General features: G+C 39.1%; 23 protein-coding genes. All 23 read left to right on the forward strand.

Annotated elements, in window-relative coordinates; all coding sequences use genetic code 11:
- Window positions 1-91 precede the first annotated feature (91 nt).
- The 23 genes from HMPREF0669_RS08795 to HMPREF0669_RS08895 all read left to right on the forward strand — a co-directional run bounded on the left by HMPREF0669_RS08795 (window position 92) and on the right by HMPREF0669_RS08895 (window position 25,401).
- A complete protein-coding gene (locus HMPREF0669_RS08795) occupies window positions 92-1,066 on the forward strand; it encodes a toprim domain-containing protein (protein ID WP_020967379.1) in 975 nt (324 codons plus the stop codon).
- Between the two features lie 2 nt (window positions 1,067-1,068).
- Entirely contained in the window at window positions 1,069-1,503 is a 435-nt protein-coding gene (locus HMPREF0669_RS08800) for a DUF3408 domain-containing protein (protein WP_009227814.1), read from the forward strand.
- Between the two features lie 382 nt (window positions 1,504-1,885).
- The gene (locus HMPREF0669_RS08805) at window positions 1,886-2,317 is read left to right on the forward strand and encodes a hypothetical protein (protein ID WP_020967380.1); all 432 of its coding nucleotides are present in this window, start codon (window positions 1,886-1,888) and stop codon (window positions 2,315-2,317) included.
- Entirely contained in the window at window positions 2,301-3,362 is a 1,062-nt protein-coding gene (locus HMPREF0669_RS08810) for a relaxase/mobilization nuclease domain-containing protein (protein ID WP_020967381.1), read from the forward strand. Before HMPREF0669_RS08805 ends, HMPREF0669_RS08810 begins: the two co-directional genes overlap by 17 nt.
- A 33-nt stretch (window positions 3,363-3,395) precedes the next feature.
- Complete coding sequence (locus tag HMPREF0669_RS10470; RefSeq protein ID WP_232236462.1) at window positions 3,396-3,542, forward strand: hypothetical protein; 147 nt, start codon at window positions 3,396-3,398, stop codon at window positions 3,540-3,542.
- Between the two features lie 274 nt (window positions 3,543-3,816).
- The gene (locus HMPREF0669_RS08815; RefSeq protein WP_009227810.1) at window positions 3,817-6,054 is read left to right on the forward strand and encodes a TonB-dependent receptor; all 2,238 of its coding nucleotides are present in this window, start codon (window positions 3,817-3,819) and stop codon (window positions 6,052-6,054) included.
- Window positions 6,055-6,121: 67 nt separating this feature from the next.
- Window positions 6,122-6,898: a class I SAM-dependent methyltransferase gene (locus HMPREF0669_RS08820; RefSeq protein ID WP_009227809.1), complete on the forward strand. Its 777-nt coding sequence runs from the start codon at window positions 6,122-6,124 to the stop codon at window positions 6,896-6,898.
- 21 nt (window positions 6,899-6,919) lie between these two features.
- Window positions 6,920-7,528, forward strand: a complete 609-nt coding sequence (locus tag HMPREF0669_RS08825) for a hypothetical protein (RefSeq protein WP_009227808.1) — start codon at window positions 6,920-6,922, stop codon at window positions 7,526-7,528.
- A gap of 75 nt (window positions 7,529-7,603) precedes the next feature.
- Window positions 7,604-8,185 carry a hypothetical protein gene (locus tag HMPREF0669_RS08830; protein WP_020967382.1) on the forward strand — a complete coding sequence of 194 codons (582 nt, stop codon included), beginning with the start codon at window positions 7,604-7,606 and terminating at the stop codon, window positions 8,183-8,185.
- 78 nt (window positions 8,186-8,263) lie between these two features.
- The gene (locus HMPREF0669_RS08835) at window positions 8,264-9,307 is read left to right on the forward strand and encodes a hypothetical protein (protein WP_009227806.1); all 1,044 of its coding nucleotides are present in this window, start codon (window positions 8,264-8,266) and stop codon (window positions 9,305-9,307) included.
- Window positions 9,308-9,309: 2 nt separating this feature from the next.
- Entirely contained in the window at window positions 9,310-9,903 is a 594-nt protein-coding gene (locus tag HMPREF0669_RS08840; RefSeq protein ID WP_009227805.1) for a hypothetical protein, read from the forward strand.
- On the forward strand, window positions 9,903-12,350 hold the full coding sequence (locus HMPREF0669_RS08845) for a TonB-dependent hemoglobin/transferrin/lactoferrin family receptor (protein WP_009227804.1): 2,448 nt from the start codon (window positions 9,903-9,905) through the stop codon (window positions 12,348-12,350). Before HMPREF0669_RS08840 ends, HMPREF0669_RS08845 begins: the two co-directional genes overlap by 1 nt.
- Before the next feature lie 14 nt (window positions 12,351-12,364).
- The gene (locus HMPREF0669_RS08850; RefSeq protein WP_009227803.1) at window positions 12,365-13,561 is read left to right on the forward strand and encodes a hypothetical protein; all 1,197 of its coding nucleotides are present in this window, start codon (window positions 12,365-12,367) and stop codon (window positions 13,559-13,561) included.
- Between the two features lie 22 nt (window positions 13,562-13,583).
- Window positions 13,584-15,254 (forward strand): hypothetical protein, encoded by a 1,671-nt coding sequence (locus tag HMPREF0669_RS08855; RefSeq protein ID WP_020967383.1) that lies wholly within the window; start codon window positions 13,584-13,586, stop codon window positions 15,252-15,254.
- Window positions 15,255-15,294: 40 nt separating this feature from the next.
- On the forward strand, window positions 15,295-15,531 hold the full coding sequence (locus HMPREF0669_RS10475) for a hypothetical protein (protein WP_009227801.1): 237 nt from the start codon (window positions 15,295-15,297) through the stop codon (window positions 15,529-15,531).
- On the forward strand, window positions 15,531-16,034 hold the full coding sequence (locus HMPREF0669_RS08860) for a hypothetical protein (protein WP_009227800.1): 504 nt from the start codon (window positions 15,531-15,533) through the stop codon (window positions 16,032-16,034). Before HMPREF0669_RS10475 ends, HMPREF0669_RS08860 begins: the two co-directional genes overlap by 1 nt.
- Before the next feature lie 141 nt (window positions 16,035-16,175).
- On the forward strand, window positions 16,176-16,859 hold the full coding sequence (locus tag HMPREF0669_RS08865; RefSeq protein WP_009227799.1) for a Crp/Fnr family transcriptional regulator: 684 nt from the start codon (window positions 16,176-16,178) through the stop codon (window positions 16,857-16,859).
- Between the two features lie 362 nt (window positions 16,860-17,221).
- Window positions 17,222-20,956, forward strand: coding sequence for a phosphoribosylformylglycinamidine synthase (gene purL, locus HMPREF0669_RS08870; RefSeq protein ID WP_009227798.1), 3,735 nt, complete (start codon window positions 17,222-17,224; stop codon window positions 20,954-20,956).
- A gap of 65 nt (window positions 20,957-21,021) precedes the next feature.
- Window positions 21,022-21,603, forward strand: coding sequence for a chromate transporter (locus tag HMPREF0669_RS08875; protein WP_020967385.1), 582 nt, complete (start codon window positions 21,022-21,024; stop codon window positions 21,601-21,603).
- A 97-nt stretch (window positions 21,604-21,700) separates the two neighbouring features.
- Window positions 21,701-22,273 (forward strand): chromate transporter, encoded by a 573-nt coding sequence (locus HMPREF0669_RS08880; RefSeq protein ID WP_009227796.1) that lies wholly within the window; start codon window positions 21,701-21,703, stop codon window positions 22,271-22,273.
- A gap of 60 nt (window positions 22,274-22,333) precedes the next feature.
- On the forward strand, window positions 22,334-23,221 hold the full coding sequence (locus HMPREF0669_RS08885) for a DMT family transporter (RefSeq protein WP_009227795.1): 888 nt from the start codon (window positions 22,334-22,336) through the stop codon (window positions 23,219-23,221).
- Window positions 23,222-23,270: 49 nt separating this feature from the next.
- A complete protein-coding gene (locus HMPREF0669_RS08890) occupies window positions 23,271-24,194 on the forward strand; it encodes a DMT family transporter (RefSeq protein ID WP_009227794.1) in 924 nt (307 codons plus the stop codon).
- A 355-nt stretch (window positions 24,195-24,549) separates the two neighbouring features.
- Window positions 24,550-25,401 carry an OmpA family protein gene (locus HMPREF0669_RS08895; RefSeq protein WP_009227793.1) on the forward strand — a complete coding sequence of 284 codons (852 nt, stop codon included), beginning with the start codon at window positions 24,550-24,552 and terminating at the stop codon, window positions 25,399-25,401.
- Window positions 25,402-25,564: the final 163 nt, after the last annotated feature.

Here is a 25,564-nt window from a genome sequence, read left to right on the forward strand (position 1 = left end):
AAGTTTGGAGGGGGAAAACTTTGGAAAAGGTAAAACCCAAAAACAGACAAACATAAATAATTATCATTCAACCCATTAAAGTATCAAAACAATGAAAGAAGAAGATTTATCACGTATCAAGCGATATTCCATTGTGGAGTATCTCGAAAGGAAAGGTATCAGGCCTGTCCGCAAAACACCGACCTATGCCATGTACCGTTCACCGCTCAGGGAAGAAACGCATCCGAGTTTTAAGGTGGACACTGAGAAGAACCTTTGGATAGACTATGCCGAAGGCAGGGGCGGAAGCATAATCGACCTCTGTATGCGTATGGAGGGATGCACGCTATCGGAAGCTATCCGTTGTTTGGGACAGAACGCTTCCGATAATGGCACATCTAGTTTTCTTAATGACTTCGTGCCAAATAATTCCCAGCCTGTGATGGCTGTAAATGGAGCAAGGAGACTGATAGAAATATCAGACACCCTGCCGCCACATTTACAGGATTATCTTACGAAGGAACGCTGTGTCAACTTGGAAAAGGCTACGCCTTTCCTCAAATGTATCAGCTATGAGGTAAGGGGCAGGCGCTATCAAGCCATCGGCTTTGCCAATCTCTCTGGCGGCTATGAGCTTCGGGACGACAAGACGTTCAAGGGAACGATAGCTCCGAAGGACATTACTCCGATATTCACGGATAGAGCGGAGCCAGTATGTATCTTTGAAGGCTTCATGGACTTCCTATCCTTCCTTTCGATGAAAGAAGAGATTACCAACCACTGCCTTGTGATGAACTCCGTGAGCAACGTGGCAAGGACTATCCGTTATTTGAATGACCGACACCTTACCCATATCCGTGCCTTCCTTGACAATGACGAAGCAGGACGGAGGACTGTTCAAGATTTCATAAAGGCAGGCTTCCATGTTGAGGATATGAACATACATTACAAAGACTTCAAGGATCTCAACGAATATCATGTCAGCTGTGTCCGTGAGCAGCAGAAACGGAAAGCGCAGGAACAGACACACATATCAATTACAGGACAAAACAAGAAATCAAAACAAGTCAAACTTAAAATGAAATAGAAATGGAAAAGAAAACTATGATGAGCGACAAAGACCTTTCATGGTTCTTGGGCGTGGAAGATGAAGCAGAGGACGAATCTACTTCACAAGAAGCGACTGCGGTTCCTGAAAGAGAAAGACCAACAAACAAGCAGGACACAGAGAATACCATGCACTCCGAGCCTGCACGGAATGCTGAGAACGTAACCATTCAGAAACGCATCAGTGCCAAGATGAGAAAGAAAACACTCGAATCCTACAAGCAAGCCTATCTTGTGCCGACCAAGTTAAACAACCGTAAGGCGGTCTATCTGAGCAGGGAAACACAGGAACGTGCCGACTTTATTGTGCGTAGATTAGGCGACAGGGGTAGCAACCTTTCAAGCTTTGTTGAGAACATCGTGCGTCAGCATCTGGAGGAATATGGTGAAGACATAGAGAAATGGAGAAGACTGTAAGCCGTAAGAAAAGGTAGACGGTTTTCTGGAAAAAGGTCTACCCTTTCTTCAAAATAGGTCTACCTTTTCGAGCAAATAGGTCTACCTTTTTTGCTAAAAGGGTCTACCTTTTCTTCTTCGGCGTAGTTCTCTATGAGAATGCCACGAACGCAGTTAGTCATAGAATGCACGGCATTCGTTTTTAAGCTATAAAACGTTTTAAGCGTAAATGGTTTGTTCGGTAGCATTGCAAGACGTCAGTTTGTACCCACAAACTGCGCCCAGCTCCCCTCGTTAGATTGTCGGGGAGATAAGACCGTAATCACTACGTTCTCATCGGTCAGTGTTCGGGAATTAAGCAACAACGAATCATCTGGAATGATTAACTTTCAAGGAAACTTATATGAACAGATACAAAGGAAAAGCTGCCCGATGGCAGCAACGGGATAAGGAAGAACAGAGGATGAACAAGACAGAGTTCATCAAGGTAAGATGCACCTCAGAGGAAAAGCAACGTATTAAGTCAAAGGCAGAAAGTGCGGGACGTAAGTTTTCCGATTACTGCCGTGAGATACTCCTAAGTGGAGAGGTGGCAGCCGTTCCCAAGATGACCGACAATGAAAGGGAAGCCATTTGTATACTTCAGCATACAGGACGGTTCTACGGGCAGATTTCTAACCTCATCAAAGTAAAAGATGAGAGATGGGTACATATTACACAGAACCTTTCGCTATGTGCCAAAGAGGCATTTAAGCGATTTTACGACCCCCATTTTCATGTGAACGATGAGATATATAAGGTCTTAAATCTAACAAGAGATGATAGGAAAATGTAAGGCGATAGCGCATGGCAGCACGGCTCTGGGCTATATCTTCAGAGAGGGCAAGCTCGGCTATCGGCTTGCCTTCCACAATCTTTGCAGCAGGGAGCCAAATACTATCTATGAGGAAATGAAAGTGGTCAGCGACTATAACAGCCGTTGCAGGAACAAGTTCCTCCGCATTGAAATAGGCATCGCACCTCAGGACGAGAAAAAGCTGCCTGTGTCCGAACTTATGAGGATAGCCCATCTGTTTGCCAAACAAATGGGACTTGATAACCACCAATGGGTGGCAGTAACGCACAAGGACACCGACAACAGACACATTCACATCATCGCCAACCGCATCAGCCTATATGGAGAAGTCTATGATACCACTTTTGTGAGCAACAGGGCTGCAAGGGTGGCAGAGGAAATCAGCAGGGAGAAAGGCTTGACCATTGCAAAAGAGATCAAGGCAGAAAGGAAACACCAAAAGACAAAGGCTAATCCCATGAGAGAGCAAACAAAGAAAAAAGTGCAACAAATCTGTTATACCTTACTTGACAAATACATGGGCCGTGGCATATCTGGATATTCCATGTTCCTCTATGAGTTGAACAAGAACGGCATCGCGATAGAGCGCATGAAGAACAAACAGGGAAAAGTCTATGGTTTGAAGTTCTCCTACTGTGACCAGACATTCAAGGCTTCTGAAATCGGCAGAGAGTTCGGATACCGTTCCTTGCAGAAGAACTTTGAAGTAACCAACAAGGAAGAATCAAAGATGCCACACCAAACAATACAAAAGCCGACAGAAAGGAAAGAACAATCTGATACAGGTTACCAACTTGTACCTCCAAGCCGTTCCTCTATCTCACGAGACAATGATACCTCACAAGTGCAGAATCCCATTGGTGCAGTGGCAGGCACCATCGTTAGCGCAGCCGATGAACTAATGGAAGGGTTGGGCGATTTGATTACACCATCCACACAGAGCGATGACTATGCCGAAGCTGTGTGGCAGCGCAGACTCAGATATCAAGCCAACAGAAAGAAGAAGCGAGGACGAGGATTATAATCCCATTACAGCGACAAAATCAGCATTACAAAAATGCAGAAAGAAGAATATCTCATTAAAAACGCTTGTTATTCGGTAATAAAGTATTATCTTTGTAAACAGAATAACAAGCGTTCTTTGTTGATGCAGAAACCTGCGGTTAATGGCACTTCGCTCGTTTCCAAATCGTTACCTGTTTAGTTTGTATAGCAAGGTAACTTCTTTATTTTCAATTAGATACATTTTAGAAATTATCTCGCAATGTAAAAGCAATGCTTTTATTTTTTAGTTTCATTTAGAACGTATCTCGAAGGCAAAATAACATAGATACAGTTTCGTATAACCTCTTTGCGCATCTCACAACTATTGGGTATTTGTTTTTATCGGTCGCATTTGTTACTTTAATGTCTTTTTCACTTTTTTAATTTTGTATTCGAAATGAATGTCAAGGCGTTCATTCTCTCAATTACTATAAATGAAGAATAATCTCTTGGACATATATAAAACAATATTCGCCTTTTTAAGTTTTATCTGTTCTTTTGTTGCAGTGCATGCTCAACAAAAACGCAATTTAAACGATACTATTATATTATTGAAAGAAGTGTCGGTCAAGCCCAAATATAGTCTTACTTCTCCCGATATAATGCAGGCTTTAGCCCATCAAAGACGCATTGCAGGCAGTACATCTCTTGTAGAAATACGCCCAGATAATCAGCGTATAGCAACGATAAAAGATGCCTTAAAAATGCAACCAGGTGTTATTATACAAGAATTTTTTGGCTTAAACGATCAGCCACGCTTAAATATTAGAGGGTCAGGAATACAGAGTAATCCTCAAAGACGAGGCGTTTATCTGCTTCAAGATGGTATTCCTGTGAACTTTTCAGACGGCTCTTACGTTGTAGGTATAATGGATGCGATGACCGCTCGCTATGTAGAAGTATTTAAAGGAGCGAATGCTTTGCGATTTGGAGCAGGCACATTGGGTGGCGCATTGAATTTTGTTAGTAGAACAGCACAAACAGATAGCACCACAAGTGTAAAGCTCGAAGGAGGCTCTTACGGCACAATAGGCTTAACATTCACCACAGGAAAGCGAATGGGAGCATGGGATATGTTTGTTGCTTCTACCTATAATGCTCAAAAAGGATATCGTATTTATAATGAAAACAATCGTCTAACCACTTCTCTTAACATAGGGTGGAAAAACCAAGAACGCACCATCGAGAACCGAACCTTTATGCATTTCACACATCTTTACTTTCAAATGCCAGGTCCATTAACCCTCGATCAGCTTTTAACCAACCCCAAACAAGTGAGCGTAGGTGTTGACCTTCCCTTCTCAATGGGTCCTAATATCTTGAGAGATAAGCCTCATCGCAATGTCGATATGTTTCGTATTTCCAATCAAACAGGTGTTGTTCTCAATGCAAAAAGCAATCTTTTAGCATCGGTCTACTATCAATATGCTGATGATAGGTTTGCTTTTCCTATAGTCGTTTCAATACCTCATTCTTTTAATAACGATCTTGGTGCAACCCTTTATTATAACTATTCTACCTCAAAACTACAGCTTTCAGCAGGTATGTTGGCATCTTTAGGGTGGATGAATCGCCGCCATTACATCAACAAAGATGGCAAAGAGTCGTTTATGTTTGCGTGGGATAAGTTACATTCTGCCAACTTTACCGCCTTTATTGAAGCCGATTATGCCTTGAATAAACAGCTACATGTGGTGTTAGATGTGCATGGAGTGCATAATATTCGTAACAGTAAAGATGTGTTTAGCGATCCAACTCTTCGCCCATGGTATAGTCATATGTCGAGAAAATATCGTTATTTCTATTCAGAAAACAGTACACTAAATCAGCATTTCACTGCCTTTAATCCTCGAATAGGTGTGGTTTACAATCCTATCCAACAAAAAGATATCCAGCTATTTGCCAATATTAGTAATAGTTATGAGCCTCCAACATTCGACGAATTGGTAGGAACAGAGGTAACATCGAATATCAATACCAGTCCAAAGAAACTCTTTTCAATTGCTTTAAAGAAGCAAACTGCCACCACATTTGAGGTAGGTAGCAAGGGACGTTTAACGCAATTGTCTTGGAATGTGGCTTTTTATAACTCGTGGGTAACCAACGAAATACTCGAAATAAAAGACTATGTGCGAGGCTTAAAGCGTACAGAAAACTACCCAAAGACCCTTCATCAAGGTTTAGAAGTAGGGCTTCAGGTGGCAAGTAAGCCTCATCTTTTAGGACATAATATAGGTAGTTTCACCTTAGGAGCAGTGTATAATTATAGTCGTTTCATCTTTAAAGGTGGCAAATACGATGGAAAGTATCTCGCAGGAGTTCCACAACATTATATCAATAGCTCGCTAGATTATCAGCATTCTTGTGGTTTAAATGGTTCTATATCATTAGAACTGAAACCAGGAAACACTCCAATCGACCACACAAACACCATGTTTCAGCCTACTTATCATGTGTGGAACGCTCGTTTGGGCTATCAGTTTAACTCAAAATGGCATATCTATGTCGAGATGAAAAATATTGCAAACAAACGCTATGCATCAAGTTATGTCATCAGTGATGAGATACATAACCCCGCAATACCATTCCCAAACTTCACCGCAAAGCAGCTAACTTTCTTCATTCCAGGGCAACCTCGAAGCATATTTGCAGGCTTAACGTGGCGTTGGTAGAGGGCAATTGCATAACAACTAATCAATAAAAACAAACAGCAATAATCGAAACTAAAACAGAAAACCAATGGTAGAGAAACGCATGAATATGGAACAAGGTCACTGGGTGCTAGCAAAATTAGGTAAGAAAGTGTTGCGACCAGGTGGAAAAGAGTTAACTCACAAAATGCTAAAGGCAATGAATATTACTTCAGATGATGATGTAATAGAGTTCGCTCCGGGCTTAGGTTACACTGCAAAGCTTGCTCTTTCTCATCAACCTCATAGCTATGTGGCAGTAGAACTCAATTCAGAAGCCGCCAAACGAGTTGAGAATAACGTGCAAAACGATAAAATGCAGATCGTAATAGGAAATGCTTCTGAAACAGGTTTGCCAGCAAATAGTGCCTCAAAGGTGTATGGAGAGGCCATGTTAACAATGCAAAGCAAACAGCAAAAGCAAGCGATTATAGCCGAAGCAGCACGTTTATTGCGCCCAGGAGGGCTTTATGGTATTCATGAAATAGGCATATATCCCGACAATACATCGCAAGAAGTGCGCAAAGAGATAGAAAGTGATCTTGTAAAAGGAATCAAAACCAATGTTCGTCCCTTAACTCTTATAGAGTGGAAAGACCTTTTAGAGGATAATGGTTTTGACATTTCGTTTGTCGAAAGCAGACCAATGCACTTGCTAGAGCAGGCTCGTATGATTGCAGATGAAGGCTTTTGGAATTTCATTCGTATTGTATTTAGAATGTTAAAGAATAGCCATGCTCGTAAAAGAGTGCAGGAAATGCGGAGCATTTTCCGTAAGCATGCTCATCACATCAATGCTATTTGCATTGTAGCACGTAAGCAATAGATCCATAAAAGAGGTATTATAATGATAATAAATAACGTTTTTAAGACAATAACCTCATTGCATTTATTAGCGAAAAGTCTTTTAATTGGCTTGGTTTTGCTATTGATTTCGTGCGAAAAAGAATCGTATCGTTCAGATGATTACGTACGTTCTAAAGAGCTATTGCCTAACAAAAAAGAGTATGTTGATGATGATTTAGGCACTCATTCGTTAGCAAAAGCCATCGAAGGACATTACTCTTCGAAGTTATCCATGATTTATTATGATGCCGAACGCATCAAACCGCTTCTTTATTTCACTGCAGGTAAACATCAAGTGCATTGCACTACGAATGCAAATGGATCGTTACATCTCAGCATAAGTAAGTTTCATACCAACTTTATGCCACTTTATGTGAGTGTAGAAATGGATGTATTGCTATCTGAAGGAGTAGGAGATACCATTCGATTGCAAGGTCGTGACGGCATAGTTCGTACGTCGGACGAAGGCAAACAAATAGGTATTGAATTGCCAGAGAGCGACGATGCTGAACTAGAAGGATATTTCTTGCGTTCTAAAAACGAAGTTTCTGCCCTCATAGATCTTATGTTACCCGTTGCAATGAAGATGCAATGGCAAGGCACTAAGTAATGACTTGAAGACAAATAACATTATAAATTGCATTCAATAACTCAAAAAATAAACCATAAATTAAAGATAAACAATATGTATTTAAAGACAATTCAACAATTAAAAAGTAGCGTTTTATTAATCCTTTTCATGGCTTTCATGGCTGCATCTTGTAGCAATAACAATGAAGAAACAGACGGTTCGTCTGCCGTTGGCATTGTTGTTGGAACCTATAAAGCCACAATAACCCCTACAATGGGCACTAAACAGATGGCACAAGGACCTCATGTCGTTGTTTTAGAAGCCTTTAATAGTAATCAACAAGTACGTTTTCATTTCGAGAAGTTCAATGCTCCTATGTTCGATTCAGATGGAAAATTGAGTGCAACAGCACGCATGCCCTTTGCCGTTTCGGGTGATTTTGTGATGGATGTAAAGCGTCAAAAAGACGGAAGTGTTCAACTGCAGTCGGTAAAAGGTACATTCAAAGCAGAGCCATTTGGAGCAAAAGAGGTCGATCCTAATAAGATTCCAGAGGGAGTTTTGCCTCCTAATCTAAAAGGATTCGAGACCGATAGGGCGCAAGCAAGCGGTGTTTTCAAAGATGGAAAACTTGACTTAAAGGTGTCACCAAATATCCTTCCTGTTACAATTGTTATCGAAGCCGTTCGCAAGTAAATGGGTGTTGAAAGGCGAAAAGCATAGAATAACAGTGTTTTAACTTAATAACTTATTTAGATTTACTTTATTAATAATATGAATTTTAATATAAAAAGACAACTAAAAAGAACATCTATTGCAACAAATACTATGCTTGTTGCACTATGTTTTGTTGCTGTAAGCTGCACAAAAGTAGAGTTAGATGAAAAAGAAAGAGCTTTAGTTGCAAAGCAAGAACTTGCTAATAACTTCGATAAACTATTCGACGAGGCATTTGAAAAGCCTGATGAAACAGAACAAAAGCTAAAAACTTTTGTTTTTTCTGATTTGGTTTCAGATGGCAAGAACTTATTAACCGACCAAGATATACGTGTTAATGAGACGCTAATAAAAATGGCTATTCGATTAAAAAGAAATCAAAATACATTAGAACAAGAGTTGAATAAGGGTAGCCTTTACGATGGATATGTGCGTAAAAACCATATCATCATCAATTGTAAAAGCGTGCTTCATGAGTTGCCTTATCGTGCAAGACAAGGAGCAAAGTATGAGCGTTTGCAGGCAAAGGTAGCCGAAATAGAAGGCATGGTGGGTACCATCTTGAAGAAAAGAGAAAGTGCTTTGGGTACAATTCCAACCGAATTGTTGAATAAACAATGGAAATGGACTTTTGATTTGGCAGGACATGAGGATGAATTTCCCGACTTATACACTGGAGATTATAAGGGATTGAAAGATTTGAGCTTTGATTTTCATTTCAATAAAAACAACACCATCACTGCAAAACGCTTTTTCCTTGCTCCTGTAATTGTAGACTATTCGATTGATTTCGATTCTGCAGGCGACTGGAAACAAGAGCTTATGGCAGAAGAAAGCATCAGTTGTTTTGTTTATAACAACAAGATTTTCTTCCGTGTTCCAATGAAAGACAATGCCAATACCTTTACAGGTCGTGGTAATGTTGCGCACGAATGGTATTACGAATATACCTATTCTGTAAACGGTAACGAGCTAACTTTGTCAGAACCTCGCATCACATTATACGTAATGGTGAACCTACGAACATCTGATTACAACTCAGAAATGTTTAAAAATAATTATTATGCCGACTTTAAATCATTTACATTAACAGCACAATAATAATGACTTGCTTTGTAAAACCAAAACATTGCCTATTCTTTTGTCTGTTGATTGCCCTGTGTAGTTGCATCAATCGAGAATTTGATAGCAATGAAGAATACACCAAAAGCGAATCTATTCCGCTTGTAGGGGATAATGATCGCCTGCTATCTCGTATCTTTATCATCAATAGTAATCATTCTTATTTGTGGTTTGATATCAATAATGAGGTGGCAAACTTTTCGAAACCCGAACTCACTTTGCCTATGAACGAAGGTAGTGTAGCGAGCTTTCGTCGTATTCCTTTGCGTGGATTGCTCTACGAATATAATGCTTCTGAAAGTGAGATTACCTTTAAAAATATTCCAGAACAATTCGTTCAAATTAACAATGAACGACTATCTCTCACCTTTAAGCTAACCCCTGCAGATAATAAAGAAATTCTATTGCCAAATAAAAGCACTGTAATTACATCGAAAAAGCAATGCTTTTTGACCCTAAAAAGAGTGCTTTTTGATGGTGATAGCAATGCTTTTGAAATTGAAGAGAAAATAAAGCGTGGAGGAAGGACATACGAGTTCTTACCTTTCAAGGCAGAACTTACTCTTATTAACTGATGATTATGAATAACAATAGTTATATTTTAATGCTGATTTTGTCGGTTGCTGGAGGCTCAAAAGCCCATGCACAGCAAGCGAAAGTAGACACCATTAAAACCCAAAAGATAAAAGAAGTGGTTGTAACTGCCGACAAACGAAAACAAAAAGTGGGCACCATTCAACGCACTGCAGAGCAACTTAAGGTGGAAATGCCAATGGATATGAACGACTTGGTGCGTTATATTCCATCGGTAGGAGTATCTGTTTCTGGCTCAAGAGGAGGTATGCGAGGCTTCGCTATACGTGGAGTTGAGGCCAACAGAGTGGCAATTTCTATCGATGGAGTGTTGCAACCCGAGATACAAGACAATATAGTTTTTAGCTCGTATGGGCTTTCTAACGCTTCAAGAATAGACTTCGACCCTTATTTTGCATCGTCTGTTGAAATCCAAAAGGGTGCTAACTCGTTCGTAAGTGGAACGGGAGCTTTGGGTGGAACGGTGAACTATTCTACCAAAGAAGCACGTGACTTGATTGAAGGAAACAAGCAATGGGGACTCTTAACTACCATCAATTACAATGGAAAAGAGAACCTTCGAACCTATCTTTTGGGTGGTGCTGTACGCTTAAAGCATTTCGATGCTCTTTTAATGGCGGCACATAGAGATGGTAATGAATTGCGAAATTTCTCGCATGGAAAGCTCACTCGCAACATCACTTCTACGCAAATAGATCCTATGGACTTTCATCAAACAACGTGGTTGGGTAAACTTTCTTATGCACCTAACGACAATCACAAGTTCGTTTTGTCGTTTTATGCAATGAATAGAAAGACCAATGCGGATATTTGGACATTGGAACCTATTGATGCTTTCACTGCAGATGGAAAGCCATACTATTATTCTCACGACCAATCGCTATGCCGTTCGCTTTCGTTTTCTTATCGATTCTTAAGCGAAAAAGGTCTTGTTCGTAAGCTAATAGCTAAGTTGCACCATCAAAATTCTTATTTAGATGCCAGCTCTTGGACCGACTTTTATCGTCCAAACTTCGACCTTGTGAATAGCGAAATGACGCTTGTTTATGAGGGAAAGCACACTAAATATAGAGGACAAGCAACGAAAGACAATCTGTTTAAGTTGGAATTAGATTCTAAAAAGTTTCAACTTGGAGCGTTAGGTCAACACATTCTAAACCTATCTACAATGGCAATGCAACGAGTTAACGACACTCGTAATGTGGATGTAGAGGCTCCTTTGGCATCAGATCCATTGACTGGATATTCTGTTAGAATGGGAAAAGTGTTTAAATATGGCGAACCTATGGGCGTATTTGCACAAACTTACTCGTTCTTAAACCCTATAACACGATTCAATTGGGGCGTTTCTTTAATGGACGATATTGCTTTTAACGAAAAGCTTACAATGAAGTTAGGAGCAAGATACGATTTGTTCTCTACTAAAGACGATAGAAAAGGCGGGGCACAAAACATGGGATACATTGATTATCTCTTGCGCAATATGCAAGGAGCAGCAATGAATTTCGACCCAATTAACGATAAAGAATCAGGCTTTTCGTTCCTTGGTGTGGTGTCTTATGCCCACAATCAGCTCCTAAATGCATCTTATCGCTTCTCTACAGGCTTTAGAGTTCCTAACACAGAAGAGAAGTATTTCCAGTTTTATAGCGCATGGCCATCATTCATTGTCTTATCCAATAGAGATCTAAAGGCTGAAAAGTCGTATAATCATGAATTGGAATTCAATGGTAGAGGCAAAGGGTTTGGCTATTTGTTGAGTCTTTATTATAACCAATATTCAGACTTTATAGAGCTAAAACAAGGTACTTTAGCAGTGAAAGAGCCCCTTATGCAGGCTCCAAAAAATATCGCTTATGTAAAGAATGTTAATCAAACATCGGCTCATCTCAAAGGGTTTGATGCCGCATTACAGCTTTATCCAGGCGAATGGGTAGACCTTTTGAAAGGTTTTATGGTTTCTTCTGCTTTTAGTTATGCCGAAGGAAGCTCTTCATCAGGAATGAGTATGCTGGGCATTCAGCCTCTAACTGGAAACATAGGCGTTGAATATACCGATCCAAAAGCACGCTGGCAGGTGAATATAAAGGCTAATCTTTATTTTGCAAAGCCTGTTTCTCAAACCACATTTTGGGATAAAGATGCTACAGGAAAAGAGCTAATACGACGCTATCCCGCCTCTTTTATGAGTAATGCATACACCTTTGATGCCTATGGTTACTATAAAGTCACTCGTAAATTCACTGTAAGACTTGGTATTTACAATATTCTTAATAGCGAATATCTACGTTGGGACGACCTAAGACAATTAACAAACCCTGCTTTACTCTCTAATATTAACTACTTCTTTCAAGATGGAAAGAAGTCATTAAGTAGATTTTCACGCCCTAAAAGATATATCTCTTTGGCGTTAGAGTATAAAATATAAAACACAAAAGATCAATGAAAAATATAGTAATATTAGCAAGTTTGCTTGCAACAATTATCTTTTCGGCTTGTGATAAACGCAATGTTATTGACGTTTATGAAACAAGTAGCACCCCAGACCTAAGCAATCCGGTGGTTCAAAAGCTTACAAATGTAACGTGGTATAAGCAAGTTGGAATCGAAAATACTGTAGTTTGGACCACAACTCGATTCAAAGAGAAAGCTTCTTCGCCCTTTGAAAGCATGCTATATATGGTGGCTTGGATGGGAATGGAATTGAGAAGAGATGGTAGTTCCACTCTTTTATTTCGCCCACCGCTAGGAGAAAGCTCTTATATTTTCTGTCAAGGAAAGTGGAAAGTCTCAACAACTGAAGAGAATACCATTATCATTGACTCTAAAACTCCAGTGGGATACATTAACATGAAGGTAAAAGTTAAAGACCTACAAGCTAAAGATAATGTCAGTATTCTTACGGCATTGGTAGATGTTGGCGATCGAGTTTTTATGATAGACTTCTTTAATAACACCTCAATATATGGCGATGAACCCGATAATGAGTTTTCTGGTATAAGCAAAACTGTACGTCAAGATTGGTTTGAAACAATGCCAGTGAATCATAATAATTTGTCAGTAGCCAACTATGTGAATACCTCTTGGGAGACAATGTCTTATAGAGCAGAGAATAAAGAGGCTGTAGAAGATAACTCACAGCTGGCTATTCGCTCTTTGTTTGTTGAGGATTTACTAACCAGAACCCCTGCTTTCTTCTATGGATTAAAGATCTCTTTGGGCGAAAATAACAAGGCTTTTATTCAATCTAAGAACCTAATGAAATCAGCATTTACGAGCTTTTCGGGTAGTTTAGATGAAAGTAATTATCCCGTTGTGAATGCTTCTTGGAGAGTAGATGGTAATAAAATTATTATAGAAACAGATGAATTGCCTCAGGTAAGCATGGGAGAAGAAACCTTTAACCTCATCACTGATAAGTCGCAAGCTGTGTTTGTGCCCTCAAAAACGCCTTCAAAAGGAGTTTATACATGGCGTCATTTCTATTATATATTAGAGCTTGTGAAAGAGACAAACAAAGGTTCTTGGTTTAGAGTTACGTCTGATTTAGAAACACATTACGTGTTTATGCTCAAGACTTCGATGCCCGATACATCTAAATTTGTAGGAGTAAAAGACGCTGTTCGTGAACTTAATTAACATAAATAAAGACACATTGAATATGAAAAAGTTTATATATACCATTTTATCGCTATGTGCAGTTGTTTCATTAGCATCGTGTGAGACAGGCGATATTCTAAATCTTGTAACCCAAGACATCGACTTAAACGAGAATTCGAGCGAGTATCAAGAGTATTTAAAGGAACGAATTGATACTTATTTAGCTACTTATCGATTTGAAGAAGCTAAACGAAGTATTGCTAAAATCACAGATGCTGCAATCAAAAAGGATATCTGGTTGAAGTTTAATAGATATTATCAAGAGGCTTTAACGCAAGGATGTGGCTACATATTAGAAAGCGGTGACACCCTATTTCTAAAGGTAAAGAACGACGATAATATTGCTTCTAACCAGTTAAAGAGCCTTAGTGGGTTTTATGATTATGTGGGATTGAAAAGCACCAACAAAGATGTTACCTTGTGGGGATTGGCTAATTTCCCTTCATTAGAAACGCTATCGTTCCCTTCTTGCTTTGTTTCTAAGGTGCAAGACCTCGATAAATTGACCAAACTTAAAGTCTTTTCGTTTGAAGCAAACAAAGAAAAATACGATTGGTGGTTTACTAATAAGCCTTTTAAACCTGTCGATATGGCGGGCTACGACTTATCGAAAAACAATCAATTAGAAACACTTTCGTTTAAAGGAGCAGATCTAACCAACCTTAAAGTGCCTGCAACCACTCTTCAATCGCTAAGTTTAAAGAATGGAGTTTATACCAATACCAATCTTAATAACATTCATGCAAAGGTGATAGATATTGAAAGTTCGGATGCAGCCGACGAACAATTGATTCTTAATAATAAAGCCCTTCAAGCGTTGTCGATATCAACTAATACAACAGAAAACAAGGCTTTTAAGCTTTTAAACGTTGCCAACACCTCGTTACATAAGCTTAATGTGGTTGAAAATGCAGACGAAGCGCACTCTTTGAAGAAGATTATTTTGAACGATAAGATAGACACTTTGACGTTAGCAGGATATCTTAATAAGATCGTAAGCTTACATGAAAGTGTTGAATTAGAGGGACTTTCAAAATTGAATAAGCTTAGATATTTTGCCTATAATCCTGATTTTAGTGCTGTAGCAACGAAAGATTTGCCAAAGAATATAGAGTATTTAGAGATTGATGGCTCTGGAAACGTGCCTTATAAAGATAACGATTCGTTCGACTATTCACATCTAACCAAACTAAAAGTCTATTCAAATGGAAAGTTTTTATCGGCAAATATGAAGTTCCCAGAGCAGTTAGACTCTATCCATCTCTTTCCTTCTATGGCGTTTGGAGATATTAAAATCATCGATTTCTCTAGCACAAAGCTCACCGCAGGATATGTTTATATAGGTCAATTAGAGAAGAATGGTGAGGCTATACCAATGTTTAAGAAGATGATTTTCCCTGCAACTCTAAAGCGAATAGAATTATCTAACTTGAAAACAGAAGTGCTTGACTTGAGCCGTTGCACACAACTTGAAACGTTATCCATTAATGATACAGGTTTTAAAGACCTGCATATAAAGAAAATTATCTTGCCAAAGAACCTCAAAAAGAGTCAATTTGTGGGTGAATACTCCATCAGTGTACAAAATATTTCTAACGACACGGTGATTGAAAATAAACCTTCTTGGTTGGTAAGTGATGGCAATGGCAACTATATTGTGAGTGAAGATTAAACCCAATTAAACTATAAATTAACATTAAAACATTTTGATTATGAAGAAAATTACATGTAATTTTTTTGTTGTCCTATATCTACTTATAGGAGCAATAAGCATTGTTTCGTGTTCAAAAAACGAAGATTTGCCAGTTGATAAGAAAGAACCTGCAGTGCAGATGACTCTTAATGAGCAGACAAAGATTGCCACTATTAAGGTGAGTGGACTTGCTGCTAAAACGCCTTTGCAGTTGCTTTATGCCACAGCTCGTGGTCAAGTGTTGGCTGAGCCTTAGTGAAGGAAGATGGAACTCAGCAGTTTGAGGTTGAACAGCTTGTGGGATTTGACCAGAATTTGAAGGTCGTTGTGAAAGAAAACGAAACAAAGAAAACGTTGAAAGAGCTGAATGTGCCTGCTGCAACGCAAACATTAACACAGCAACAATTGGTATCAATGCTTACAAAACATGCATGGAATTCGGTTGCTCACACCTCTCGTGTGCTTGTGGCAAATAGCGATAACAAGCCATACGCAATGTTTGTGACAGTGGCACAGAAAACTTTTAAGTTCGAAGCCAATAACAAATTCATCTTTACAGTAACCAGTCCGCTGAACTATACCTATGAAAATGGCTCATGGAACATCAATAATTCGGTGCTAAACATCAGCACAAGAATACCTATTGGACCATTAGAAATGAAGAATTTGCGTGTTACAAAGATTACAGATAGCGAGCTTTCACTCTTAGTTGAGATATCAGATGGCTTGTTCTTAATAAGTTTCGAAGCACAAAAATAATCGATAATAAAGGAAGTAGATAGTGTTTTTCTACTTCCTTTTCTTTTTTTTACACCCTAAAAAGGTAAAAAATACCTAGAAATAGGTATAGTAAAGAATTTTAGAAGTGTGTATTTTTGCAATCGTAAGTTGGAGATACACATGAAAAAAACAATCTTTTCACAACTCGAATCGTCTGCTCTTTTTGCTGGATTAGATGCTAACAGCATTGAAAAACACTTGAGCATGATTCAATATAGTGTGAAAAAAGTGCCTGCTAAAACCATTTTTTTATCAGAAAACGAGCCTCTTTGCGAAATGGTTTTGGTGATAGAAGGGCATGTTTCTGCAGGAATGAGTACTGTAAAAGGTAAGCATCTGATGGTAGATTATTTGAAACCAGGCACCATGTTGGCTCCTGCTTTTGTGTATTCAGACAATTGTGAGATGCCTGTTGAGGTGAAGACGATAGAAGAAAGCGTGTTGCTTTGTATATCGAAAGACGATTTTTCGCTTTTAATTGGCTATTGTGAGCATATCCGAACCAATTTTATTCATATTCTATCACACATCAATTTCTTTTTAATGAATAAAATTCGTATGGTGTATATGAATTCTATTAAAGAGAAAATTGCCACTTTTTTATTGCGAAAAGCCGCATCAACACATTGCGATTCGATACCTCTTAGGTTGTCGAGAAGGCAACTTGCCGATGTTTTTGGCATTCAAAAAAGTTCGTTAATACGCACACTTAACGAACTAGAACACGATAATTTAATTTTTGTAAGAGAGAAAGAGATTGTTATTCTAGATGTGCATGGTTTACAAGAGATATTGAAAGGTTAAACAATATCATTGCTTTTGTACTCTAATCTCAATGCTATTGCACCCTAAAAGCATAGCTATTGCAATGTAAAAGCAATGCTTTTGTATGACAAGTAATAAACACTTGTTGAACAAAGAGACATAACTCGGTTGGTGATAAAGAAAAGATAGCGATAAAGATTCACGTTTTTTAGTCGGCAGAAATAAAAAAACAGCTTTCGTTTACCAGTTCCTTAAAATCGTGAAATAACTCACTTAAAGCGTCTTTTATTTAGAAAAGAATAGTTATCTTTGCACTATTATAACACAAAGCAGATGCCAGTGTTTTATAATTGCTTTTCGAAGCACTCCAAATGTAATATTCATTTATATACAAATAAAGCATGATTCTCTTTTTTAGAACAACATCGCAAAGCATTATTGTAACAGATGTGAGCAATAACCTTGAAGCTAATGATATCGAAAAACTATCTTGGCTATATGGTGATGCGCAGTTTATTAATGAGCAAACAATTGAAGGCTACTTTGTAGGTCCACGTAAAGAGATGGTAACACCATGGAGTACGAATGCCGTTGAGATTACACAAAACATGAATCTTAGCGGCATTTTGCGTATAGAAGAGTTCTTTCCTGTAGACTCAGAAGATGCAAATTACGACCCAATGTTGCAGACCTTATACCGTGGTTTAACACAAAACGTGTTCGAAGTGAACCACCAAGCCGCTCCAATAAAGTATATAGATGACCTCGATTCGTATAACGAGGCAGAAGGATTAGCACTATCTAAAGAAGAAATAGATTATCTTCATGATGTAGAAAAGCAACTATCACGCTCTTTAACCGATTCTGAAGTATTTGGATTCGCTCAAATTAACTCAGAACATTGCCGTCATAAGATCTTTGGAGGTACCTTTATTATCGACGGAAAGGAAATGCCTTCATCGCTCTTTGCTATGATTAAACGCACAACAGCAGAGAATCCTAATGCTATTCTCAGTGCTTATAAAGACAATGTAGCCTTTGCAAAGGGTCCAACTATCGAACAATTTGCGCCTCAAAGTGCAGCAACAAGCGACTATTTCGTTATTCGTAACATCGACAGCGTTATATCAATAAAAGCCGAAACACATAACTTCCCCACCACAGTAGAGCCCTTTAATGGTGCAGCAACAGGTACGGGAGGAGAAATTAGAGACCGTATGGGAGGCGGAATTGGTTCTTGTCCTATTGCAGGAACAGCCGTTTATATGACCTCTTATCCTCGTCTTAAAACCCAAGACGGCAACATTCGCCCTTGGGAAACAATTATACCAGCCCGCAAATGGTTGTATCAATCGCCCGAAGACATATTGATTAAAGCTTCGAATGGTGCGAGCGACTTTGGTAATAAGTTTGGACAACCATTGATTTGTGGCTCTGTTCTCACTTTCGAACATCAAGAACAAGATGGCAACAACGCTCCTCTTTATGCCTATGACAAGGTGATTATGCTTGCAGGAGGTGTGGGTTATGGAACTCAAAGAGACTGCTTAAAGAAAGAACCACACGCAGGTAATAAAGTAGTTGTGGTGGGTGGAGATAACTATCGCATTGGACTTGGAGGCGGAAGTGTATCTTCTGTAGACACAGGACGCTATTCTAATGGTATCGAATTGAACGCTGTTCAACGTGCAAACCCAGAGATGCAAAAACGTGCTTACAACCTTGTTAGAGCACTAACAGAAAGCAACGACAACCCAGTTGTGTCTATTCACGACCACGGTTCGGCAGGACATCTTAACTGTTTATCGGAACTTGTTGAAGAATGTGGAGGCGTTATTCATGTCGATAAACTACCTCTTGGCGATAAAACCCTATCTGCAAAAGAAATAATCGCTAATGAAAGTCAAGAGCGTATGGGTCTTCTTATCGATGAAAAACACATCGATGAGGTGAAGAAAATAGCAGAAAGAGAACGTGCTCCGCTATATGTTGTAGGTGAAACAACAGGAGATGCGCACTTCTCTTTTGAACAATTAGATGGCGTTAAGCCTTTCGATATGGATGTAGCACAGATGTTTGGTCACTCACCTAAAACCATTATGCGTGACGAAACCGTTGAACATCACTACAATACACCTGCTGTTGAGGCAGAAAAGCTCAACACTTATATCAACAATGTATTGCAATTAGAGGCTGTTGCATGTAAAGATTGGCTCACAAACAAGGTCGATCGCTCGGTAACAGGAAAGGTTGCACGCCAACAATGTCAAGGAGAAATACAGCTTCCACTATCAGATTGCGGTGTAGTTGCACTCGACTATCGTGGAAAGAGCGGTATTGCTACTTCTATTGGACATGCTCCTCAGGTGGCATTAGCGAACTCTGAGGCTGGTTCTGTTATGGCAGTGGCAGAAGCTTTGACCAATATTGTATGGGCACCACTAAGCGAAGGACTAACAAGTGTATCGCTTTCGGCTAACTGGATGTGGCCTTGTAGATCGCAAAAGGGCGAAGATGCACGCTTATATGCTGCTGTTAACGCTCTAAGTGATTTCTGTTGCGACTTGGGTATCAATGTTCCTACAGGTAAAGACTCATTATCTATGACTCAACAATACCCCGATGGAGCAGGCAAAGTGATATCTCCAGGAACCGTAATTGTTAGTGCTGGTGGTGAAGTGAGCGATGTGAAGAAAGTGGTTTCGCCTGTGGTTGTGAACGATAAGAACAGTTCTTTATATTATATCGACTTCTCTTTTGATGAACAAAGACTTGGAGGTAGCGCACTATTGCAATCTCTTGGTAAGGTAGGCGACGATGTTCCAACTGTAAAGAATAGCGAATACTTTGCCGATTGCTTTGCTTTTATTCAAGAATTGATAGCTAAAGGCTGGATAATGGCAGGCCACGACATTAGCGCAGGCGGTATTATTACCACCTTATTAGAAATGTGCTTTGCTAATGAAACAGGCGGTTTGCACATCAATCTACACGACTTAGCAAGTCAAGACATCGTTAAACAGCTCTTTTCAGAGAACCCTGGAGTGGTTATTCAGGTTGCAGATAAACACAAAGAAGAACTCTTTGCGCTCTTAGAAAACGAGGGAATAGGATTTGCCAAGATTGGTTATCCAACTCCAAACAATCGTTCTTTGGTGATAAAGAGCAACGAACAAGAATATACTTTCGATATTAATGAGTTGCGTTCGGTGTGGTATAACACCTCATATCAGCTCGATTGCAAGCAAAGTTTCAATGGCTGTGCAGAGCAAAGAAAAGACAACTATGGCAAGCAACCTTTGAAATTGCAATTTACAAACACCTTTAAAGGCACCTTGGAAAGCTATGGTGTGAGCGCAGATAGACGTGATAAAACAGGCATTCGTGCTGCTATTATCCGTGAAAAGGGTACTAATGGCGACCGAGAAATGGCTTATTCGCTCTATTTAGCGGGCTTTGATGTGAAAGATGTAACGATGACTGACCTTATAGAAGGACGTGAAACATTAGAAGACATCAATATGATTGTGTTCTGTGGAGGCTTCTCTAACTCTGATGTTTTAGGCTCGGCGAAAGGTTGGGCGGGTGCTTTCTTATACAATCCAAAGGCAAAACAAGCCCTAGATAACTTCTATTCACGCCCCGATACCTTAAGTTTAGGTATATGTAATGGATGCCAATTGATGGTTGAACTGAACCTTATTAACCCCGAACATCAGAATCGTTCGAAGTTGGTTCACAACAAATCGCATAAGTTCGAGAGTGCTTTCGTGGGCTTAGACATCCCACAAAACAATAGTGTTATGTTACAATCGCTATCTAATAGCTCATTAGGTGTATGGGTTGCGCATGGAGAAGGACGCTTTATTCTTCCTGAATCGCTCGATAATTACCATGTCATTGCCACTTATCATTATGCCACTTATCCTGCAAATCCAAATGGTTCAGACCATAATGTTGCTGGTATTTGTAGTGCAGATGGTCGTCATTTGGCTATGATGCCACATCCAGAGCGTGCTATTTTCCCATGGCAAAACGCTTATTATCCAAGTAATAGAGTTGCAGATGAGGTAACTCCATGGTTCGAAGCCTTTGTAAATGCACGCAAATGGGTTGAGAGCAAAATCTCAAAATAAAGTGAATAACATTGCACAAGGAGAGTTGTTAATAGTATTTTAGCGACTTTTCTTGTGCAAACTATATGTTAACTATACAACAGAAAAATAGCTTAAAGCAGATAAATATAGTGTATTGGGAGAGTTTTAAAACCTTTTTTAAGATTGGAGCATTCACCCTTGGTGGTGGATATGCAATGATACCAATTATCGAATCGGAGATTGTTGAGAAGCGAAAGTGGATTAGTAAGGACGAATTTGTTGACCTTATAGCCGTTGCACAGAGCTGTCCTGGCGTGTTTGCAATTAACCTTAGCACCTTCATAGGATATAAAATGAAGCGTGTTCCAGGAGCTATTTGCACCACATTAGCCACCGCTTTGCCCTCATTCATTATCATATTGCTCATTGCGCTCTTCTTTCATAGCTTTCAAGACAATCCTGTTGTTGAGTCGATATTTAAGGGAATACGTCCTGCTGTGGTTGCTTTAATTGCCGTTCCTACATGGAATATGGCTTGCAGTGCAAAGATTTCATGGAGCAATTGTTGGATTCCTATTCTCTCAACCCTACTCATTTGGGCTATGGGAGTGAATCCAGTTTTCATTATTTTGGTAGCTGGAGTAGGTGGATTTCTATACGGACAGTTCATTAGACCTACCGAATAAGTTCACAAAAGCAAAACACTGGCAAAAGTAAAATAGTTGTAAAATGATGCGCCTATAATATAATAAGGTGTAAAAGATATACGAGAAATATTGAAAAATGGTATTTATTCAGCTTTTTATAACATTCTTTGAAATTGGACTTTTTGGCTTTGGAGGAGGCTATGGCATGCTATCTCTCATACAAACAGAGGTAGTTCGCAATCATCATTGGTTGACATCGGCAGAGTTTACCAATGTAGTTGCCATCAGTCAGATGACTCCTGGACCTATAGGAATAAACACTGCGACCTATTGTGGCTATACTGCTGTGCACTCAATGGGCTACGGAACGGGCATGAGTGTATTGGGAAGTGCCATTGCTACCTTTGCATTAGTGTTACCAACATTTATTTTTATGATTTTAATTACAAAGATGTTTATGCGTTATATGAAGACAACTGCAGTGCAAAGTGTGTTCGAAGGCTTGCGACCAGCCGTTGTTGGACTTTTAGCTGCGGCGACATTGATGTTGATGAATAGCGAAAATTTTGGCTCGTTTGGCGCAAGTCGATGGCAATTCTGCATTAGTATAGCCTTATTTGTTGCTACATTTGTGGGCACAAAGGTCATTAAAATAAATCCTATACACATGATACTCTATGCTGCTTTTGCTGGGTTAATGTTGCTATAATCAACTCTTAAAAACAGAAAACAAATCTATTTACAGAAGATGATTAATATATAATACCTCATGAATACAAATTTAAAAGGCCTAAGTGCCGCTGCTATTTCGTCAATTACTTTTGGAACGATAGCCCTTTTCAGTCTTCCTGTGCTCAAAAGTGGTATGGATTCGCTCTCACTTATCGTTTATCGTTTTTTCTTTGGAGGCATAGCACTCCTGCTTTTAGCCCTCTTTCAAAGAGTGTCTTTGCGTGTTTCGCTAAAAGACATCGGGCAACTTCTATTGCTCTCGTGCATCTATTCTGTTTCAGCCTTGTCGCTAATAGAAGGTTATAACTATATGCCTACGGGCGTTGCCACCACACTTGTGTTCTCATATCCAGTGTGGACAGCCTTGTTAATGGCTGTTTTCTTTCGTGAACGATTGGGCATTAAAACCATAGCTTCAATTGGCTTGGCCATCGTGGGAGTTGTTCTTTTGTCGGGAATAACAGGCTCAGACCTACAAAATTCACATATTGGAGTAGCTTGGGAGCTTCTTTCTGGATTGACCTACGCCATCTATTTAGTGGTGTTTCCACGTCTTGAAGTGAAGAAGATGCCATCGCTTGCACTTACATTCTATATCTTTCTTTTCACGATGTTGTTGATCTTAGGTTTCTCGTTCATCACCAAAGGCGAGCTTGCACCTATTGCCAACAAGAGTGTAGCATTGAACTTAGTGCTCGTAGGACTCATTCCTACAGCCATAAGTAATATCGCTCTCATCGTAGCATTAAAGAAAGTGAGCAGTACTTTAACTGCTATTTTGGGCGTATTTAAGCCCATTACCGCACTGATTATCGGTCTTTTAGTTTTCGGAGAGACCCTTAATCAATACACAACCCTTGGTCTTATTCTTACACTTGTATCGGTTTCGCTATTGATAATGGGTGCAGGAAAGAGCAAGAACTAAAAATTTTAAGAAATAAAGAATAACCCCTTAACAGCAAAATGTTAAAGATATGGCTTTAAACAATAACAATATTAGAGGATTAGTAGAGGCATCTATTTCTGCAATAGCATTCGGAACAATTCCTTTATTCAGTATCCCTGTTTTGAACGAAGGCATTGATTCTCTTTCACTTCTTGTGTATCGGTTTGCCTTTGCAGGTATAATTATACTCTTAGTGCTCATTGCCAATAAACGTTCTATGCACATTAACCGAGGCGATGCTTTTCGAATTATGTTTATTTCGTTGCTCTATGCCGTTTCTGCCATTTCGCTTATTGAAGGCTATAAGTATATGTCGAGTGGTATTGCCACTACACTTTTGTTTTCATATCCTATATGGACAGCTCTGCTTATGGGTATATTCTTTAAAGAACGACTTAAATTTGGCTCTATTATTTCTATCTTTTTAGCAATTGGAGGCGTTGTTCTTTTGTCGGGAGTAATAGATGGAGACTTCCAAGCATCATATAAAGGACTATTGTGTGAGCTGTTTTCTGGATTCTTATATGCCACTTATATGGTGATACTTCCAGTGATGCGCATACGTAAAATGTCATCGCTCAAGCTCACATTTTATGTGTTCTTTTTCACCATGTTGCTCATTTCTTTCTATTCTCTTTTTGCTACTGGAGGCATAAAGGGCATTCCTTCGACCTCATCATTCATCAATTTGGCACTCTTAGGACTTGTTCCTACAGCGATAAGCAATATCACTTTGATTATGGCTTTGAAGAAAGTGAGCAGTACTATGGCTGCCATTTTGGGAGCATTCGAGCCTGTTACAGCCATGTTTGTGGGCGTGTTGGTGTTTAGCGAGCCTTTTACGATGCCCATTGCGCTAGGCTTGTTGTTGATAATTGCATCGGTGATATTCTTGGTGTTGTCGAATAAAAAAGCGCAAGAACAAGATAAGCAGATTGAAGAAGAAAAATAATTAGAAAATAAACTCAATGCTTTTGCAAGGTAAAAGCACAGAGTTTAGAGCATAAAAGCATAGCTATTGATGGATAATAGTTATGCTTTTATTGTTTGATTGCAGAACCACTGTGTACAAAGGGTATGGAAGACGGAAAAGAAGGTGATTGACTAGGGGAGATTATGAGAGAGATGTTGGATGATGAAAAAGTGTAGATATAGGTCAATTGAGTAGCGATAAAGGTAATAAATATAAAGAAATAGGGTGGAAAATATAAAAAATAAAAAACAATAAGGTTTAATTCTCTTTTTATTTTTATATTTGCAAAATACCAGAAATGGTGTTTGAAGAAAAATAGAAGAATAATTAAATCATGAAAATTATGAAACAGAAAACATTTATTGCCACTCTTTTTGCAGGAGTACTATTAGCAAGTAGTTGCGCAAGTAAGAAAGAACTAGATAATTGTAGATTAGAAAATAAAAATTTAACAGAATCTTTCCAATCAACAAAAGAAGAGCTTGCTGCTAGCAGAGCACGTGTGAACAGCTTGGAAGAACAGCTTGCTCAACAAAAGAAAGATTATGCATCATTGCAAAATTCACTCGATAAGAGTTTGTTAAATAGTAATGCAAACAACGTGAATATTTCGAAATTGGTTGACCAAATCAATGAGTCGAACCAATATATCCGTCACTTAGTGGAAGTGAAGAGCAAGAGCGACTCGCTAAACATGGTGCTTTCGAACAACTTAACACGCTCGTTAAGCAAAGAAGAGCTTAAAGAAGTAGACGTACAAGTGTTGAAAGGTGTTGTTTATATCTCGTTAGCCGATAACATGTTGTATAAGAGTGGAAGCTATGAAATAAACGACAGAGCAGCTGAAACACTAAGTAAGATTGCAAAAATCATTACCGATTATAAGGATTATGACGTGCTTATCGAAGGCAATACCGACAATGTGCCCATTGCAAGAGAGAACATTCGTAACAATTGGGACTTGTCTTGCTTGCGTGCTTCGAGCGTAGTTCAATATCTACAAACACACTATGGCGTGAATCCTAAACGCTTAACAGCTGGTGGACGTGGTGAATATAACCCCATTGCCAATAACAATACCGAGCTAGGAAAGCAACGCAACCGTCGTACACAGATTATAATCACTCCAAAACTAGACCAGTTTATGGAGCTAATTGATAAGGCTCCAGAAGAGTCTCAAAAATAAATTGTAGCGGTTAAAAAGAACAACAAGAGTTTTTTAGTGTAGTTAATGTCCCTCAACGAGTCTGTCTCACTAAAAAACTCTTTTAACTATTATATCGCTCAAAGAAAGGAATTAGAAGGAAAACGGATAAAAACTATTCGTAGAATATAAATCAACAAAAACA

The organism is Prevotella sp. oral taxon 299 str. F0039, assembly GCF_000163055.2.
GTDB lineage: Bacteria > Bacteroidota > Bacteroidia > Bacteroidales > Bacteroidaceae > Prevotella.